The sequence below is a fragment of the Methylobacter sp. genome, assembly GCF_004322395.1.
In the GTDB taxonomy this organism is placed as follows: domain Bacteria; phylum Pseudomonadota; class Gammaproteobacteria; order Methylococcales; family Methylomonadaceae; genus Methylobacter_A.
In genome coordinates this window covers 58,637-76,269 of sequence record NZ_SCTW01000060.1, presented here as the reverse complement: position 1 = coordinate 76,269, position 17,633 = coordinate 58,637, and the positions used below count along the sequence as shown (strand labels likewise).

The window sequence follows — 17,633 nt, the reverse complement described above, 5'->3', positions numbered from 1 at the left end:
GTTTTTCTCTACAACCGTCTAAGCCAATAGTTTGTATTGATTTAGTTATCCAACCGCTGAGTGGCAATCTACAATTCGATGTCTTTTTGAAATTTTCGTGGACAAAATGATCTTCTATGAAAATTAGCGTAAAGCAGGCGTATTGCGCGAACTAATACCAAACGTTTTAATTCTTCACATATACATTAATTTAAAAAGTCTGGATAATTCGCAGCCTTATTAATGTACAAAACTATTATGGACTTCAAATTAATCAAAACGGATGGTCATGCGCGGCGTGGTCAGCTTACGTTTGCCCGTGGCATTGTGGAAACGCCTATTTTCATGCCGGTCGGCACTTACGGTACGGTTAAATCGCTAACGCCCGATGAACTGAACGGTATCGGCGCGCAAATTATTCTGGGCAATACCTTTCATTTAATGCTGCGTCCTGGTATGGATGTAGTCAAAGCACATGGCGATTTGCATGATTTTATGCATTGGGACAAGCCGATATTAACCGATTCCGGCGGCTTTCAGGTATTCAGCCTGGGGGCGTTAAGAAAAATCACTGAAAAAGGCGTAACCTTTAAATCGCCTATCAACGGAAGTTCGATTTTTATGGGACCGGAAGAATCGATGCAGGTACAGCGCGATTTAGGTTCGGACATCGTGATGATTTTCGACGAGTGCACCCCCTACCCTGCGACGGTCCATGAAGCGGCCGATTCGATGCGCTTATCATTGCGTTGGGCGGCGCGCAGCAAGGCGGCTCATGAGGGTAATGAGTCGGCTTTATTCGGCATTGTGCAGGGCGGAATGTATGAGCATCTGCGTCAGGAATCGATAGCCGGATTGGTAGATATAGGATTTGACGGTTATGCAATCGGCGGCTTGTCGGTCGGCGAACCCAAAGAAGAAATGATGGCGACGCTGGACGTAGTGCATACTAAAATGCCGACCGATAAGCCACGTTATTTAATGGGAGTAGGTACGCCGGAAGATTTGGTCGAGGCAGTCAGGCGCGGTATCGATATGTTCGATTGCGTGATGCCGACCCGCAATGCGCGTAACGGCCATCTTTTTACCACTTTTGGCGTGGTGAAGATCAGGAACAGTCAATATGAGTTCGATACCGGCCCGCTGGATGAATCCTGCGGCTGTTATACTTGCCGAAATTATTCAAGAGCTTATTTGCGGCATCTGGACAAATGCAAGGAAATGCTGGGCTCAAGACTCAATACCATTCATAACCTTTATTACTACCTAAGCCTGATGCAGGGCTTGCGTGATGCGATTGAAAAGCAAGAGCTGGACATTTTTGTCAAGCAATTTTATCAACAACGAGGAAAAGCCGTGCCGACTGTGGCATAATGGCGAACTTTTTTAATTACAACGCTTTTTTGTAACTATTCAGTGACATTAAACTCAATGGAACGCAGATGACGCAGATGAATATGATGAACGCAGATAACTCATGAAAAATATTAGTTTAATCATAATTATCAGCGTCATCAGCGTTCCATTTTGGACTGCTGAGTAGTAACGCTTTTTTAATAATAATAAACCCCGAGGATAATCATGAGTTTTTTTATTTCTGACGCTGTAGCCGCAGCTGCACCGGCCGCCCAACAACCGGGCATTGAAGGTATGTTGTTTCCATTGGGCATACTGGTGTTTTTTTATTTTTTGTTTCTGCGCCCGCAATCCAAGCGCGCTAAAGAAAAGAAACAAATGCTTGCCGCGATGACTAAAGGCTCCGAAGTGGTCACATCAGGAGGCATCTTGGGTAAGGTAGCTGATTTAGACGAGAACTTCGTCAAGCTTGAAATATGTGAAAATACTTTTATTCAAGTACAGCGTCATAATATTGAAAGCATGATGCCGAAAGGAACTTTCAAAGCGATAACTAGAAAAGTCACTAAAGTTTAATGTCATCGCGTGTAGGATGGGTAGAACACAGTGAAACCCATCATATGATTGATGGATTACGATGGGTTTCACTGCGTGCTCTAACGAGTCGCTAACGCTCTACCCATCCTACAACACAGTTGAATTGTTGGAATAACACATGCAAAATCATTACCCACTTTGGAAAAATTTATTGGTCCTGATCGTTTTTGCGGTCTCGACTATTTATGCATTGCCGAATTTATACGGCGACGATCCATCTGTTCAGGTGGCATCGACACGCCCTGCAAAATTAACACAGGAACAGGCAAATCAGGTCGACTCCACGATTAAAACGGCTGGACTTAATATAAAGGCGTTCGAGTTTAAAGACGGCCACATTTTAGCCCGGTTTAACAATACCGATGATCAGCTTAAAGCGGCGGATTTGCTTAGGGATCAAATGGGCGATGATTATAACGTCGCGTTAAATCTGGCGCCTACCACGCCTGCATGGCTGAGAGCTTTAGGCGCAGAAGCCATGTATTTGGGTCTTGATTTGCGCGGCGGGGTGCATTTTCTAATGGAAGTGGACATGGATGCCGCAGTTAAGCAGGCGGAAGAGCGTTACAACGACGATGTCCGTCTGGCGTTAAGAAACGAAAAAATACGTTATCAATCGGTTTCTAAAGACAGCGGATTCATTAAGGTTAAGCTGAATTCTGCTGATGACAAGCCGGCGCTGCTGAAACTTCTGGATAAGGATTTTCGCGCTTTGGAAATCACCGAACCGAATGAGCAAGACCAAGTCTGGTTGAAGCTCTCTGAAAAAGAAGTGCGCGAAACCAAAAAGTTCGCCGTCGCGCAAAATATGACCACCTTGCGTAACCGTGTCAATGAATTGGGCGTCGCCGAGCCGGTGATTCAGCAACAGGGTGAAAACCGTATTGTCGTGCAATTGCCTGGTGTCCAGGATACGACTCGCGCGAAAGAAATTCTCGGGACCACTGCGACGCTGGAATACCGTCTGGTTGATGTTGAGCACGATGTGCAAAAAGCGGTCGAAGGGCATGTCCCGGTTGGCAGCCGCTTATATTACGAAAGAAACGGCAACCCGATTCTGTTGGATCGCCGGGTCATCGTAACCGGAGATCAAATCGTCGATTCCTCTTCGGGTGTTGATCAGGACGGCAGGCCTTCGGTTAATATTTCCCTAAACGGCGTCGGTGCGGCCAAAATGGGTAAATTGACCCAAGCTAATATCGGCAAGCCGATGGCGGTAGTGTTCATCGAATATAAAGTTGAAACCAAAGTCGTGAACGGGCAAAAAGTCCGTCATAAAGAGAAAGTTGAAAAAGTCATCAACGTCGCGACCATTCAGGGCGTTTTCAGTCATCGGTTCCAGACTACCGGTTTAGACAGTCCGCAGGAAGCGCGTAATTTGTCGTTATTATTGAGAGCGGGGGCATTGGTGGCTCCGGTCGACATCGTTGAAGAGCGCACCGTCGGCCCAAGCTTGGGTCAAGAAAATATCGCCAAAGGTATCAATTCCAATTTCTACGGTTTCATAGCGGTCGCGTTTTTCATGATCATCTATTACCGCGTGTTCGGTCTTTTTTCCATCGTCGCGTTGGGCATGAACGTGTTGATGTTGGTTGCGGTGCTGTCCCTGCTGCAAGCCACGTTAACGCTGCCGGGCATGGCCGGCATTGCGCTGACTGTGGGCATGGCCATCGACGCCAACGTGCTGATCAACGAACGGATACGCGAGGAACTCAGGCTCGGCATGTCGCCCGGCGCCGCCATTTATGCCGGTTATGAGCGAGCTTTTGCGACTATTTTCGATTCCAATATCACGACTTTGATTGCCGGCATCGCGTTATTCTGGCTGGGGTCCGGCCCCATCCGCGGTTTTGCGCTGGTGCTGTGTATTGGGATTTTAACTTCCATGTTCAGCGCGGTTGTTGTATCGAGAGCGTTGGTCAATCTCGCCTATGGTGGGCAGCGTAAGTCAGATAAATTGGCTATCTGAAGATAGCATTAGAGGATTCAATGGAACTTTTTAAAATTAAACACGATATTCCGTTTATGCGTTATGGTCGGATTACCACGACCATTTCGCTAGTTACTTTTATTTTGGCGATACTGGCCTTATCTTTCAAAGGGCTTAATTTTGGCTTGGACTTTACCGGCGGTCTCCAAGTCGAAGTCGGCTACAACCAGCCGGCCAACATCGAAGCCGTTCGAAAAGTTTTGGAAGACCAAAAAATCCCCGATTTTTCGGTGCAGAATTTCGGCAGTGTAAAGGAAGTGTTAATCCGCGTGCCGATGAAGGCTGAAACCAACGATGTCAAGTTGAGCGAAGTGATATTGGCAAAGCTGAAAGAGCAAGATCCGAGTGTCGTGCTGCGTAGCGTCGAGTTTGTCGGGCCGCAAGTCGGCAAGGAATTGTTTGAAAGCGGCGGATTAGCGCTGCTGTTGGTCGTGGCCGGGATTATGTCTTATTTGGCTGTCCGCTTCGAGTGGCGTTTCGCGTTGGCCGCTATTATCGCCAACATGCACGATATCGTGATTATTCTCGGCATGTTCGCGTTTTTTCAATGGGAATTCACATTGTCAGTACTGGCCGGCGTACTGGCGATATTAGGCTATTCGGTCAACGAATCGGTCGTGGTATTCGACCGGGTACGGGAAAACTTCCACAAGATGCGCAAAGTGAGCGTTCCGGACATGATCGATAACGCAATCACGACGACGATGTCCCGTACCGTTATTACCCACTTTATGACGCAAATGATGGTGTTGGCGATGTTTTTCTTCGGCGGCGAAGCGCTGCATAATTTCGCGCTGGCGTTGACTATCGGTATCATTTTCGGCATTTACTCGTCGGTGCTGGTCGCAAGCCCTATCGTACTGTGGTTGGGCGTATCGAGAGAAGACTTGATGTCGGTAAAAAAAGAAAATGCCGAAATCGACAATTTGCCTTAGCGCTAATGGCTAATCGCTTACAAGAACGGACGCCAATCGGCTATAATTTATAATCTTTAATATTTTTTCAATCTGGAGTTTCCTTAACAATGGCAATCGAACGCACTTTCTCAATCATTAAACCTGACGCTGTAGCAAAAAATGTAATCGGCGAAATTTACAGCCGTTTTGAAAAAAACGGTTTAAAAATCGTTGCTGCAAAAATGCTGCATTTAACTAAAGAGCAAGCCGAAGGATTTTACGCGGAACACAGCGAGCGCGGTTTCTTTAATGATTTAGTCGCATTTATGATTTCAGGCCCTGTGATCATGCAAGTGCTGGAAGGTGAAAACGCGGTTCTGAAACATCGTGAAATCATGGGCGCAACCAATCCTAAAGAAGCGGCTGCCGGAACTATCCGTGCTGATTTTGCCAACAGCATCGATGAAAATGCCGTACACGGCTCAGACGCTATCGAAACGGCTCAAAGGGAAATTGCTTACTTTTTCTCAGCTAATGAAATTTGTGCTAGAACCCGCTAAAACCCAAACCATCAATTTGCTCGATTTCGACAGGAAAGGCCTTGCGGCCTTTTTTGTCGAGTTAGGCGAGAAGCCTTTTCGGGCGACACAATTGCTCAAGTGGATCTATCAGGAAGGCGTCGAAGACTTCGACCTGATGACCAACTTGAGCAAACCATTGCGCGCTTATTTAACCGAAAACTGCTATATAGCAACGCCTGAAATTGTGGTTGAGCAAATCGCAACGGACGGCACGCGCAAGTGGGTCATGCAAACCGGCTGCGGCAACCGGATAGAAACGGTTTTTATTCCTGAAGAAGGGCGCGGTACCTTATGCGTCTCTTCGCAAGTCGGCTGTGCTCTGGCCTGCACCTTTTGCTCTACCGCACAGCAAGGCTTTAATCGCAATTTGACTACGGCGGAAATTATCGGCCAGGTATTTGTTGCGCAAAAACGCTTGGGCGAAGAAAAAAGAATTACCAATGTGGTCATGATGGGCATGGGCGAACCGCTGCTTAATTTCGACAATGCGGTCGCAGCCATGAACCTGATGATGGACGATTTCACTTTCGGGCTGTCCAAACGCCGAGTGACTGTCAGCACCTCGGGCGTAGTGCCGGCCATGTACCGGCTAACCCAGGTTTGCGATGTCAGTCTTGCAGTATCGCTACATGCAGTGACCGATGAATTAAGGGACGAATTGGTTCCGATCAATAAAAAATATCCATTGAAGGAATTAATGGATGCTTGCCGTGATAACGCCAAGATAGCGCCACGGCGCACTGTTACTTTCGAATATGTGATGCTGGACGGCATCAACGACTCGATTCAGGATGCGCGTGGGCTTATCAAGTTATTAAAGACAGTACCCGCAAAAGTCAATTTAATACCGTTTAACCCGTTTCCTTCGTCATCTTACCGCTGTTCAAGCAACGAAGCGATCAACCGTTTTAAAACATTGCTAAACGATGCCGGTATCGTTACCACCGTCAGAAAAACACGCGGCGATGATATTGATGCCGCCTGCGGCCAACTGGTAGGGCAAGTTAAAGATAAAAGCCGCAGACACTTAAAACTCCAACAGCAAGGTTCCGAACGTGCAGCTTGAACAACTAAAAAAAGTTAATCGATTGGCGCTAGCCCTGCTTGTTGCGACCGTGGGAGCTTGCGGTTCAACGGGCGGCACTCAAAGTGATAATCCTGACGATATACATTTGCAGCTAGGAGTGCGCTATCTGAGCATGAACAAGCTGGAACTGGCCCGGGAGAACTTGCTGCTGGCATTAAAGGAAAATTCAAGTAATGCACAGGCGCATAATGCGCTGGCTTTTTTGTATGAAAAACTAAATCAATTCGATCAAGCCAAAGAACATTATGAGACCGCGCTGGATTTGAAGCCTAACGATTTGAGCGTGAAAAATAATTTCGGCCGTTTTCTATGCGAACATGGGGAGCTTGAAGAAGGCATGGCGTTACTGTCCGAAACGAGTTCAAACCCATTAAATGATAAACAGTGGATGGCCTTAACAAACGCCGGCCGATGCCAGCTGAGCAAGGGGCAAAAACAACTGGCCGAGAATTATTTCAAGCAAGCGCTGCAACTTAATAACGCTTATGCGCCGGCATTATCCGAAATGCAGAAAATTGCTTATCAAAACGGCGATTTTTGGGCGGCAAAAGGCTATCTACAGCGTTATTTGGGCGTTGCAGACCATACGGCTGAAACCTTATGGTTTGCTGCTCATGCTGAGCGGGCGCTGGGTAATAAGGAGCTTGCCAATGAATATAAAAAATTGTTGCTGGAAAAGTTTCCGCTTTCAAATGAAGCAAAGAAAATCGGAGGGGTTAAAGATTTTTAGTAACTGGAAAAATGGAACGCTGATGACGCAGATGGTTATGATTGAATAAGATTTTTGCATTATCATGGAAAGTTAGTTGGTCGCCATTTTGATTATCTGTGTTGATCATAACCATCCCCGGCATCAGCGTTCCATTCTATTTAATGACCAAATAGTTACAATTTTTATCCCGGCACAACCCTACAAACTATGGCAAATAATATTCAAGCAATTCGCGGGATGCACGATGTGCTTCCCGAACAGACTCCGCTTTGGCAGTATGCGGAGCAGTGTATCAGAGACGTACTCGGCGCTTATGGCTACAGTGAAATCCGGCTGCCGATCGTCGAAAAAACCGAGCTTTTTAAACGCTCTATCGGCGAAGTGACCGATATTGTTGAAAAGGAAATGTACACGTTTGACGACCGGAACGGCGACTCCTTAACCTTGCGTCCCGAAGGTACCGCAGGCTGTCTTAGAGCTTGCCTGGAACATGGCTTGTTACATAACCAAGTGCATCGGTTATGGTATTACGGACCGATGTACAGGCATGAGCGCCCGCAAAAAGGCCGCTATCGCCAGTTTATTCAATTGGGCGTTGAAACCTACGGCATGGCCGGACCCGATATTGATGCGGAATTGATCCTGATCATGGACCGGTTGTGGAAAAAGCTGGGCATCCGCGATAAGGTTCGCTTGCAGCTCAATTCTTTAGGCACGATTGCCGAGCGTATCGTTTACCGGGAGAGTCTGGTCAACTATTTTCAAGATCATTTGGACCAATTGGATGAAGACAGCTTGCGTCGGCTAAAGACCAATCCGCTACGGATTTTGGACACCAAGAATCCGGCGATGAGAGAGGTTGTTGCCAATGCACCTGAATTGTCGGATTATCTGGACGATGAAAGCCGTCAGCATTTTAACGCGATAACTACGATATTAGACGATCTGGGCATAGGCTACGAACTCAATTCCCGATTGGTGCGAGGCTTGGATTATTACAGCAAGACCGTTTTTGAATGGGTCACCGATGAATTAGGTTCGCAGGGCACTGTTTGCGCCGGCGGGCGTTATGACGGGCTGATAGAGCAGTTGGGCGGCAAACCCAATCATGCGGTCGGTTTTGCGATGGGTATGGAACGCTTATTGGCTTTAATGGAAACGCTGGATAATCTGCAACTTGCAAGCCCCGTTGATGTGTTCATGATCCGGGTTGGCGAAACCGCGGAACAAGAAGGCATGCGCTTTGCCGAAACCATCAGGAACGAAATTCCCGGCTTGAAATTACAGGTGAATTGCGGCGGCGGCAGTTTTAAAAGTCAGTTTAAAAAAGCCGACAAAAGCGGCGCCGAATTTGCGATCATTCTGGGAGACGATGAAGTCAGTCGCGGCGAAGTCAGTGTCAAACCGCTACGTAACAGCGGGCAAGAACAGCAAAATATGTCTCAACAGCAGGCGATTAAGTTTTTGATAGAACACGGATGACATGGGTTTAAAAGGCGAAAGGCAAAAGACGAAGGGCAAAAATTGCTCCTTTCGCCTTTCGCCTTTCGCCTTTCGCCTTTTTTTAAACATCAAACAAGAGAAAAAACAAGTGGAAATTTACGAAACAGAAGAAGAACAGGTTGAAGCCTTAAAAAGATGGTGGAAAGAAAACTCAACCTCCGCAATCGTAGGTTTGGTCGTGGGTCTTATCATCATTCTGGGCTGGAATTACTGGCTGGATCATAAAAAAGAGCGGGCAGCGCAAGCTTCCGTAACATACAGCCAATTACTGAAAGCGCTGGACGAAAATAAAAACGATAGCGTAGAAAAGCTGGCCGAACATATGCAGAAGCAGTTTAACGGTACGGAATATGCGGCATTCAGTGCGTTATTAGAAGCCAAGTTAAAGTCTCAACAAGGCGATTTCGCCGCAGCAAAGCAGATTTTAAAGACTATTGCGGCAGAGCCTAATAAGCATCTGAGCAATGTAGCCAGGATAAGACTGGTGCGCTTAATGCTGGCTACCGGTGAATATGAACAAGGTTTGCAGGTAATCAACGAGGTCGATGCAAAAGAAGCGACAAGCTATTCAGCCAATTATGATGAATTAGTGGGCGATTTATACGTAGCCCTGGATCGATTGGATGAGGCGCGTACATCGTATCAAAATGCATTGAGAAATGGACAGCCGTCACCTTTGTTACAGTTCAAAATCGATGACCTAACCGCTCAAGAAAAGCTAGAAACTCAAAAATAATGAGCAACCATTCAAGCTATATAAGTCAGGCGAAAGGCGAAAGGCAAAGGGCGAAAAACCCTTTTGCCTTTTGCCTTTTACCTTTTGCCTTCTTCGCCATCACCTTATTGCCAGGCTGCGCGGCTATTGATGCTGTTAGCGAAGGCGCTTCCGGCATTAGCGATTACTTTCTCGGCGGTGAAGACAATGCCGATCCTCCAAGCGTCTTGGTTGAATACACACCTGAAATTAAAACCGAAGTCATCTGGAAAGAATCGGTCGGTGTAGGTGCTGACGAGCAATCCTTAAAACTGATCCCGGTAATTGGCAGCGGAAAAATAATCGCGGCTGATCGGGAAGGCGTGGTACAAGCCAGAAGCCTGACTACCGGTAATTTGGTTTGGGAAGCTGAAACCGATGTGCATTTTTCCGGTGGTCCGGGGCTTGGCGCCGGCACTGTGATTTTGGGTTCCAGCGATGCCGAAGTTGTTGCCTTAAACATTGAAACCGGAGCGGTACTATGGAAAACCGCAGTATCCAGCGAAGTACTTTCGGTGCCTGTCGTCGCCAATGATATTGTTATCGTTCGCACTACGGATGGCGCCTTGATCGCTCTTGATGAAAAGACCGGCGGCAAACGCTGGAGTTACGAACGCACCGTACCGGCATTAAGCATACGCGGAACCGGCTCTCCGTTGATTGTTGAAGATAACGTGATCGGCGGCTACGACAACGGCAAAATGATGGCCTTGCGTCTGGCTGACGGCAAATATGTTTGGGAAACCAGCATTGCGATACCCAAAGGCCGTTCCGAAATTGAGCGGCTGGTTGATCTGGACGTCGATCCTATCGTTATTAACGGCGTGATTTACGTTGCCAGCTATCAGGGTGGAATAGCCTCTATTTCGGAATCGGATGGCGATGTATTGTGGCGCAATGAAACCATTTCATCGCATTCGGGTTTGAGTAACGATGACCGGTATTTATACCTTACAGATTCGGAAAGTCATGTCATGCAGCTGGATCAGAGTAGCGGCGCAGCCTTGTGGAAACAAAAGGATTTGCATCAAAGAAGATTAACAGCCCCGGCCGCCTATGAAAACTATGTAGTCGCAGGGGATTTTGAAGGCTACGTGCATTGGTTGTCCAGTACCGACGGCAGGCAGATGGGTCGCGTGCAAGTAACCGACGGCCCGATCGATGCCAAGCCTATCGTAGTAGATAATACCGTTTACGTTTATGCAAAAGACGGCACCCTTGCGGCTTTAAAAGTCCGATAAAAAAGCCATTAAATACAATGGAACGCAGATGAATATGATTAACGCAGAGTGTTCAGAAAAATCTTATTTGACCATACCTATCAGCGTCATCTGCGTTCCATTTTTCTAATTACCGAGTCGATATGTTACCTGTAATAGCCTTAGTAGGGCGACCTAATGTAGGCAAATCCACATTATTCAATTACCTAACGCGCAGCCGAGACGCTTTGGTTGCGGATTTCTCTGGATTAACCCGGGACCGGCAATACGGCCGGGTAAAACTGGGGGATCGCCCATTCTTGGTCGTCGATACCGGCGGTATAGCCGATGACGCTGAAGGCATAGAAAGTTTCGCTAGGAAACAGGTACAAATTGCATTGGAAGAGGCGGACATCGTGCTCTTAATGGTTGACGCTCGCGAGGGACTGAACGCTTCCGACAAAGTGATTGCCGATACGCTGAGAAAGTTAAATAAACCGGTCATATTGGTCACCAACAAGATTGACGGCATTGACGCCAACGTTGCCGCATCTGACTTTTATTCGCTGGCCTTAGGCGAACCGGTGCAGATCGCCGCTTCTCACGGCAGAGGCATACCCGAATTACTGGAAAAAGTTAACCAACTGTTGCCGCCGGACAAAGGCGAAGTCGAAGAGGCACCCGGCGGCATCGGCATTGCCGTGGTCGGAAGGCCCAATGTCGGCAAATCGACATTAGTTAACCGCCTGCTGGGTGAGGAAAGGGTTATCGTATTCGATGAGCCGGGCACCACGCGCGACAGCATCTACATTCCTTTCGAACGCAACGGCAAAAAATTCACCCTGATCGATACCGCCGGAATGCGTAGAAGATCGAAAATCGCCGAAACCATTGAAAAATTCAGCGTTATTAAATCGTTGCAGGCAATTGAAAAAGCCAATGTCGTGATTTACCTGATTGACGCGCGGGAAGGCGTTACCGATCAGGATGCGCATTTATTAGGTTTAGTATTGGAAGCCGGAAGAGCCCTGATTATCGGCTTGAACAAATGGGACGGCATCAGTGCCGACCAAAAGGCAACCATTCATCGGCAACTCGACGTCAAACTGTCTTTTCTTGAGTTTGCGGAAAAACACCCGATTTCCGCACTGCACGGCAGCGGCGTCGGTAAAATGTTCGATGTCGTACAGCAACTGTATGCGTCGGCAATGCTAGATATGTCCACGCCGGTACTGACCCGCATCCTGAAAGAAGCCACCACAGCGCATCAACCGCCGATAGTGAACAGCCGTCGTATCAAACTAAAGTATGCGCATCAGGGCGGCAGAAACCCGCCGGTCGTGGTTATTCACGGCGTGCAAACCGACGCATTGCCCGAATCTTACAAGCGTTACTTGATGAACTATTACCGCGACAAAATGGGCTTGGTCGGAACGCCGATACGTTTGGTATTCAAGTCGGCTGCCAATCCGTTCCACGGGCAAAAGAACAAGCTGACCGAATGGCAGGTGAAAAAGAAAGAACGCTTGATGAAACGGGTTAAGAGTAAGAAGAGGGATTAATAAGGCACAAGGTAAAAGGCGAAGGGCAAAAGGTGTAAAACCGCTCTCTGATTCCCAAGCTCCAGAGACTGTGAAAGCATTATCCAAATCAGTTTAAAAGCATTATTCACCACGAAGGCACGAAGGAAAGTAATTGTTTTTAATTCAATATATTGAAAACTTCGTATTCTCGGCAATTGCTCCATGCATTGCTCTACCTCCTGCGTCCGTGCCTTCGTGGTTAATTCTTCATTTTGTTATAAAAACGAATACTTTCACAGGGCGTAGGCCGGAATAAGGCTACCCAAGCGTAGCGCGAGGTAGCGTTTCCGGCCGATTACGAAGATGTTTGCCGGAAACGCCGGTTTTCGCTGCCGCTCAATCCGGCTTATTCCGGCCTACGCCCGTCCTCGCAAACCTTTGTCATTAAATCAACACAACAGGAAACAATCATGGCTACAATCACATTCCAAGGCAAACCTTTAAACACTTCCGGCGAATTACCCGCAGTAGGCAGCGATGCCCCGGCTTTCACCCTCACAAGCCGCGAGTTAGTGGATGTGACCCTGGCAACCTATGCCGGCAAAAGAAAAGTGCTGAATATCGTACCCAGCCTGGATACCCCAACCTGCGCCGCGTCAACGCGTAAATTCAACCAGAAAGCATCGCATTTGGACAACACCGTTGTATTAGCCGTTTCAGCCGACCTGCCTTTTGCACAAAGCCGTTTTTGCGAATCGGAAGGCTTGAAAGACGTCATCCCGCTATCAACCTTTCGTTCCAGTTTCGCCAACGATTACGGCGTAGCTCTCGTCGATACCTTTTTGCGCGGTTTGACTGCACGTGCCGTAGTCATTATCGACGAGAACGACAAAGTGATTTACACGCAACTGGTCAGTGAAATAGCTAATGAGCCGGATTATGAAAGCGCGTTGGCGGTACTATAAAACGGCTTTTTGATTGGTTCGATATACAGATTCGCAAACATGCTGCATCGCCAAGCGGATCAGAAAATCCCGTCAATCTTGAAAGACCAAGTTGACGGGAATCAGCGAGACATCCTTGTTCGCTTTTCATAGTAAAAAACGGCGGATAAAAAGCCCATTTTTAGGCTATATATTCGCCGTTATTAACTTAGCCGATTATACCCTCGGCATCTGTCTCAGTTTTTCAACAACCTTGTCGCCGAACTGCTCGGTGCTGATCATGGTTACGCCGCTACCCGGTTTGGACAAATCGGCCGTTGAGTAACCGTCGCCAAACACGCCTTGCATCGCATCCCAGACATTCTTCGCTTCTGCGGCCATATCGAAGCTGTTTTCCAGCATCATCGCAACCGAGCCGATCATTGAGTAAGGATTCGCGATATTTTTTCCGGCGATGTCCGGAGCCGAACCATGAGACGGCTCATAGTAGGCTTTTTCATCGCCGATACAGGCGGAAGGCATTAAGCCCAGAGAACCCAAGATACCGCCGCCCTGGTCGCTGAGTATGTCGCCGAACATGTTCTCCATGACCATCACGTCGAACTGGGTAGGCTTCAGGCACAGGTTGGTCGCAGCCGAATCGACCAGTTGGTGAATGACCTCCACTTCAGGATATTCTTTAGCCACTTCATCCAGTATTTCATTCCACAATACGCTCGATTTCAGCACATTGCTTTTATGGATGTTGTGCAACACTTTCTTGCGTTTTTGAGCGAGCTTGAACGCCTGATGCAAAATCCGGCTGATTTGCTGTTCATCGTATTCCAGGGTTTCTTTGACATAACGCAAGCCCTTCTCGTTAACACCGGTTTCCTTATTACCGAAATACAGGCCGCCGACCAGTTCCCGAACCATAATCATATCGATCCCTTCGCCGATGATTTCAGGTTTTAGCGGCGAGAAATGGGCTAAAGCTTTAGGCAGGAAAACCGGCCGGAAGTTTGCATAAGTATTGTAACGGCGACGCATAGGCAACAATGCACCGCGTTCGGGCTGTTTATCGATCGGAATGGTTTTGGATTGTTCATGACTCAAGCCAATCGGGCCTTTAAGAATGGCGTCGGCTTGATCGCAAATATCGATGGTCGACTGCGGGAATGCATCGCCGAATTCAAAATAAGCGCAGGCGCCGAAAGCTGCCGGCATCAGTTCAAAAGAAACATCGTTGCGCTCTTCGATAAGCTTGAGAACTTTGATGGCTTCCCGAGTGATTTCAGGGCCGATACCGTCACCGGCTAGCACTGCGATTTTATAATTCTTCATTATGTACCTTTGCTGTCTGCGTAATGTCTACAGAGTGAGATTTTAAAAATCGGCTATTTTACTTTATTTTTTAACAAACTCGGGCATCATTCGTATCATTGCTCCGCTCCAGCATGGAAATGGAAAACTCGTCACTTAGAGATTAAGTCTTGTTGGTGGTAACTATCCTTATTTTTAAGCTAAATTCCAAACATCAATTGGATTATTCGCCACCAAATCGTTGACTAATCACTGCCCTAGCCTGAAAGTTCCAATTAATCGGACGCACCTCATAGGTATTCACGCTTATTGATTGAACAAGTCGAACTCCCTATCCTACAGACACCGGTATAACACCAACCGAATTTTGAGGTTAATGCATTTTCATCTTTGTGAGAATAAATACTCCTTATGTTCAATTTCACTAAAAAACACAGCAAAGTTCGGGTCGATATAGTCGACATAAATGAACAATTCGCCGGAGTACGCGAAAAATATGACGCTGCGATAAAAAAAATACAACGGCTTGAAGATGAATTAAACCAGAAAACCTATGAATTAAACCAAAGCAATAAAGCTCAATCGATAATGAGCGAAGGCGTAAAAAAATGCGTTATATCCCTTCATACCGTTCAAAACCAACTACAAGCCGTGGCTACGCATTTAGATCGCTCAAACAAACATATTTTCGAGTTAATACAAAAAAACAAAATACTTAAATCATCAGGTGATGAATGGTTTAGACGTGCGATAAAACTTGAATTTGATGTTTTAATGGCTAAGGACGGGCTTAAAAAAATCGAACATGAACGTGATTTGGCATTGAATACAATTGAGCTTCTTCAAGCTAAGCTAATGTCGACCGATAACGAAAATAGCCAAAGCAGAAATCAGGGCTAAAACTTGTTCCGACAAAATGATTTTTTACTATTCACATCAAAAACAAGGCAATCAACATTAACCGGCCATTCAACCTGTAACCAGCAGATTCTTAAATTCATCTGCGGGTACCGGCCTTGAAAACAGATAACCTTGTCCATAATCACAACCTGCTGCAATCAGTAAATCGCACTGTTCCCGAGTCTCTATGCCTTCTGCGATAACCTTGATGCCCAATTTATGCGCCATCACAATTATCGCCTCGCACAACGCCAGATCGCTGGCCTTGGGAGTGAGGTTACGAGTGAACGATTGGTCAATCTTGAGATAGTCGATATCGAATTTTTTCAGGTAAGACAATGAAGAGTAACCTGTACCGAAGTCATCCAGCGATATTTGAATACCGGCATCGCGAAAGGCCAACAATTGACCGGTAATCATAGCTCCGGCATCCATCAGCAATCCTTCGGTAATTTCTACGACTATGCTTTGTCCGGACAGGCCGAGTTCGCGCATATAGTCGAACCAAACAAGATGGCCGTTGCCCTCTTTTTGGAATTGAACGGGCGATTTATTAATGCTGATCTGGAAGTCGTCATGATGCTCTGTACACCACCGTACTGCTTGTTGCGCTGCCTCGCGGAATATCCATTCACCAATATCAATAATCATACCGGTTGCTTCGGCGACCGGGATAAATTCAGCCGGACTAATCAAGCCGCGAGTCGGGTGCTGCCAACGAATCAGCGCCTCCGCCTTGCGGATGTTGCCTGTAGTCAATTCCACAATCGGCTGATAAGCCAGCCAAAACTGGCATTCGGCAAGTGCATTACGCAAATCGTTAATCAACCGCATTCTGGTCAACGCGGCTTCCTGCATCGAGATGGTAAAATAATGGTGACAATTTCGGCCTTGAGCCTTTGCGGCATACATGGCCTGATCGGCGTTTTTTATCAGCGTGTCGATATCATCGGTATCTTCAGGATATAGGGTGATACCGATACTGACCGACACATAGGCACAATCGCCTGCTAAATCGAACGGTTTAGCGAGCTGACACAGAATGTCCTGAGCAAGGCGCTCTATGCTGTCTTGCTCGTGTAATTGCGTGAGGATAATAGTGAATTCATCGCCGCCCAGACGCGCCACGGTGTCGGTATTGCGCACGCAATTGAGCAGGCGTCGCGCCATTTCTTTGAGTAGCAGATCGCCTTTGCCGTGTCCCATCGTATCATTAACATCCTTGAAATGATCGAGATCGAGAAACAACAATGCCAGCGGCAAGCCCATTCGTTGGGATTTTTTCATCTCCTGCGCCAGACGCTCATAAAACATATGACGATTAGGCAGGCCCGTTAACGAGTCGAAGTTAGCTTGTTGCCAGATGGTTTGTTCTGCGTGTTTCTGATCGGTAATATCCGAGAACAATGCGACCCGGTGCCTTACATTATTTTGGTCATCGTAAACGGTATTGATCGTCAGCCATTCAAGGTATATCTCACCGTTTTTACGCCGATTCCATATTTCACCCTGCCAGTGCCCTGTTATTTCCAACGCACTCCACATGAGCCGGTAAAACGCTTCGTTTTGGCGCCCTGACTTGAGCAGCGTTGTGGATTGGCCGACGGCTTCCTGCAACGTGTAACCGGTCAGTTCCGTAAAGGCCGGATTGACAGTGACAATCCGATTGTCGGCATCCGCCACCATGATGGCCTCGCCAATTGCCTGATAAACCAGATGCGCGAGCTTTAGCTTCTCTTCATTATCTTTGCGTTCGGTGATGTCGACGAGTATCATGCGGCAGGTCTGGTCGTCATCATTGGCTATAGCTTCAATATGTACAATCAGCGTTGGGCTCCGGTCGGCTGGTAGCAGGGGCAACTCACAGCTTTGAGCCGCCTTGCCTGCAAATACGCTGGACAGGAAATCGTTGAAAACAGGCAGTGAATCAGCGCGAATGAAGGCTGAAAAGCGTTGCTGTTTTAGCTGTGCACGAAATATTCCTAACTGTCTGGCGGCTTTGAGATTGATCTGATGGATAGCTCCATCGCGCCCCAGCGTAAGATAGCCGACCGGCGCCATATCATAGAGCTCAGTGTAGCGTTTCAGACTCTCTTCCACTTCTGTCTGTGCTATAAGTAATTCTTCATTCTGTATTTCCAGTTCAATTCGGTGAACCTGTAATTCGTGCAGCAGTTTTTTCGCATCCACTTCAAAGCAGGGTACGGTTGACTGCTGTTGGATAAGCTGCTGTTCGGCACGTCGACGCAGGTTGTCGGTATCAGTAAATTGCTGGATTTTTTTTATCATACCTTCTCTCTTTGTACATTG

General features: G+C 47.2%; 15 protein-coding genes. 13 read left to right on the top strand and 2 right to left on the bottom strand.

The features are described 5' to 3' along the window. The first annotated feature begins 237 nt into the window (after positions 1–237). From tgt to tpx, 12 genes are all read left to right on the top strand, one after another. On the top strand, positions 238–1,353 hold the full coding sequence (tgt, locus tag EPO18_RS08945; RefSeq protein WP_472850882.1) for a tRNA guanosine(34) transglycosylase Tgt: 1,116 nt from the start codon (positions 238–240) through the stop codon (positions 1,351–1,353). A gap of 207 nt (positions 1,354–1,560) precedes the next feature. Then, entirely contained in the window at positions 1,561–1,911 is a 351-nt protein-coding gene (gene yajC, locus EPO18_RS08940; RefSeq protein ID WP_292433014.1) for a preprotein translocase subunit YajC, read from the top strand. Between the two features lie 139 nt (positions 1,912–2,050). Beyond that, a complete protein-coding gene (gene secD / locus EPO18_RS08935) occupies positions 2,051–3,901 on the top strand; it encodes a protein translocase subunit SecD (RefSeq protein WP_292433013.1) in 1,851 nt (616 codons plus the stop codon). A 20-nt stretch (positions 3,902–3,921) separates the two neighbouring features. Next, positions 3,922–4,857: a protein translocase subunit SecF gene (secF, locus tag EPO18_RS08930; protein WP_292433012.1), complete on the top strand. Its 936-nt coding sequence runs from the start codon at positions 3,922–3,924 to the stop codon at positions 4,855–4,857. Positions 4,858–4,946: 89 nt separating this feature from the next. Next, positions 4,947–5,378 carry a nucleoside-diphosphate kinase gene (ndk, locus tag EPO18_RS08925; protein WP_292433011.1) on the top strand — a complete coding sequence of 144 codons (432 nt, stop codon included), beginning with the start codon at positions 4,947–4,949 and terminating at the stop codon, positions 5,376–5,378. Then, entirely contained in the window at positions 5,353–6,465 is a 1,113-nt protein-coding gene (gene rlmN / locus EPO18_RS08920; protein WP_292433010.1) for a dual-specificity RNA methyltransferase RlmN, read from the top strand. The genes ndk and rlmN overlap by 26 nt, the downstream gene beginning before the upstream one ends. After that, on the top strand, positions 6,455–7,216 hold the full coding sequence (gene pilW / locus EPO18_RS08915; protein WP_292433009.1) for a type IV pilus biogenesis/stability protein PilW: 762 nt from the start codon (positions 6,455–6,457) through the stop codon (positions 7,214–7,216). Before rlmN ends, pilW begins: the two co-directional genes overlap by 11 nt. A gap of 189 nt (positions 7,217–7,405) precedes the next feature. Next, positions 7,406–8,680: a histidine--tRNA ligase gene (hisS, locus tag EPO18_RS08910; RefSeq protein WP_292433008.1), complete on the top strand. Its 1,275-nt coding sequence runs from the start codon at positions 7,406–7,408 to the stop codon at positions 8,678–8,680. Between the two features lie 109 nt (positions 8,681–8,789). Next, the gene (locus tag EPO18_RS08905) at positions 8,790–9,437 is read left to right on the top strand and encodes a YfgM family protein (protein WP_292433007.1); all 648 of its coding nucleotides are present in this window, start codon (positions 8,790–8,792) and stop codon (positions 9,435–9,437) included. After that, positions 9,437–10,696 (top strand): outer membrane protein assembly factor BamB, encoded by a 1,260-nt coding sequence (bamB, locus tag EPO18_RS08900; RefSeq protein ID WP_292433006.1) that lies wholly within the window; start codon positions 9,437–9,439, stop codon positions 10,694–10,696. Before EPO18_RS08905 ends, bamB begins: the two co-directional genes overlap by 1 nt. Positions 10,697–10,818: 122 nt before the next feature. Next, on the top strand, positions 10,819–12,216 hold the full coding sequence (gene der, locus EPO18_RS08895) for a ribosome biogenesis GTPase Der (RefSeq protein ID WP_292433005.1): 1,398 nt from the start codon (positions 10,819–10,821) through the stop codon (positions 12,214–12,216). Positions 12,217–12,647: 431 nt separating this feature from the next. Continuing rightward, the gene (gene tpx, locus EPO18_RS08890) at positions 12,648–13,142 is read left to right on the top strand and encodes a thiol peroxidase (protein WP_292433004.1); all 495 of its coding nucleotides are present in this window, start codon (positions 12,648–12,650) and stop codon (positions 13,140–13,142) included. Positions 13,143–13,337: 195 nt separating this feature from the next. On the opposite strand, the gene leuB is transcribed toward tpx, so the two are convergent. After that, the gene (leuB, locus tag EPO18_RS08885) at positions 13,338–14,444 is read right to left on the bottom strand and encodes a 3-isopropylmalate dehydrogenase (RefSeq protein ID WP_292433003.1); all 1,107 of its coding nucleotides are present in this window, start codon (positions 14,442–14,444) and stop codon (positions 13,338–13,340) included. 390 nt (positions 14,445–14,834) lie between these two features. On the opposite strand from leuB, the gene EPO18_RS08880 reads away from it, so the two are divergent. Next, positions 14,835–15,323 carry a hypothetical protein gene (locus EPO18_RS08880; protein ID WP_292433002.1) on the top strand — a complete coding sequence of 163 codons (489 nt, stop codon included), beginning with the start codon at positions 14,835–14,837 and terminating at the stop codon, positions 15,321–15,323. A gap of 69 nt (positions 15,324–15,392) precedes the next feature. On the opposite strand, the gene EPO18_RS08875 is transcribed toward EPO18_RS08880, so the two are convergent. Continuing rightward, the gene (locus EPO18_RS08875; RefSeq protein ID WP_292433001.1) at positions 15,393–17,612 is read right to left on the bottom strand and encodes an EAL domain-containing protein; all 2,220 of its coding nucleotides are present in this window, start codon (positions 17,610–17,612) and stop codon (positions 15,393–15,395) included. Between the last annotated feature and the right edge of the window lie 21 nt (positions 17,613–17,633).

Bases quoted from the DNA above. Each gene is read 5' to 3' on its own strand.
- tgt (WP_472850882.1), top strand. From the start codon at position 238: ATGGACTTCAAATTAATCAAAACGGATGGTCATGCGCGGCGTGGTCAG.
- yajC (WP_292433014.1), top strand. From the start codon at position 1,561: ATGAGTTTTTTTATTTCTGACGCTGTAGCCGCAGCTGCACCGGCCGCC.
- secD (WP_292433013.1), top strand. From the start codon at position 2,051: ATGCAAAATCATTACCCACTTTGGAAAAATTTATTGGTCCTGATCGTT.
- secF (WP_292433012.1), top strand. From the start codon at position 3,922: ATGGAACTTTTTAAAATTAAACACGATATTCCGTTTATGCGTTATGGT.
- ndk (WP_292433011.1), top strand. From the start codon at position 4,947: ATGGCAATCGAACGCACTTTCTCAATCATTAAACCTGACGCTGTAGCA.
- rlmN (WP_292433010.1), top strand. From the start codon at position 5,353: ATGAAATTTGTGCTAGAACCCGCTAAAACCCAAACCATCAATTTGCTC.
- hisS (WP_292433008.1), top strand. From the start codon at position 7,406: ATGGCAAATAATATTCAAGCAATTCGCGGGATGCACGATGTGCTTCCC.
- bamB (WP_292433006.1), top strand. From the start codon at position 9,437: ATGAGCAACCATTCAAGCTATATAAGTCAGGCGAAAGGCGAAAGGCAA.
- der (WP_292433005.1), top strand. From the start codon at position 10,819: ATGTTACCTGTAATAGCCTTAGTAGGGCGACCTAATGTAGGCAAATCC.
- tpx (WP_292433004.1), top strand. From the start codon at position 12,648: ATGGCTACAATCACATTCCAAGGCAAACCTTTAAACACTTCCGGCGAA.
- leuB (WP_292433003.1), bottom strand. From the start codon at position 14,444: ATGAAGAATTATAAAATCGCAGTGCTAGCCGGTGACGGTATCGGCCCT.
- EPO18_RS08880 (WP_292433002.1), top strand. From the start codon at position 14,835: ATGTTCAATTTCACTAAAAAACACAGCAAAGTTCGGGTCGATATAGTC.
- EPO18_RS08875 (WP_292433001.1), bottom strand. From the start codon at position 17,612: ATGATAAAAAAAATCCAGCAATTTACTGATACCGACAACCTGCGTCGA.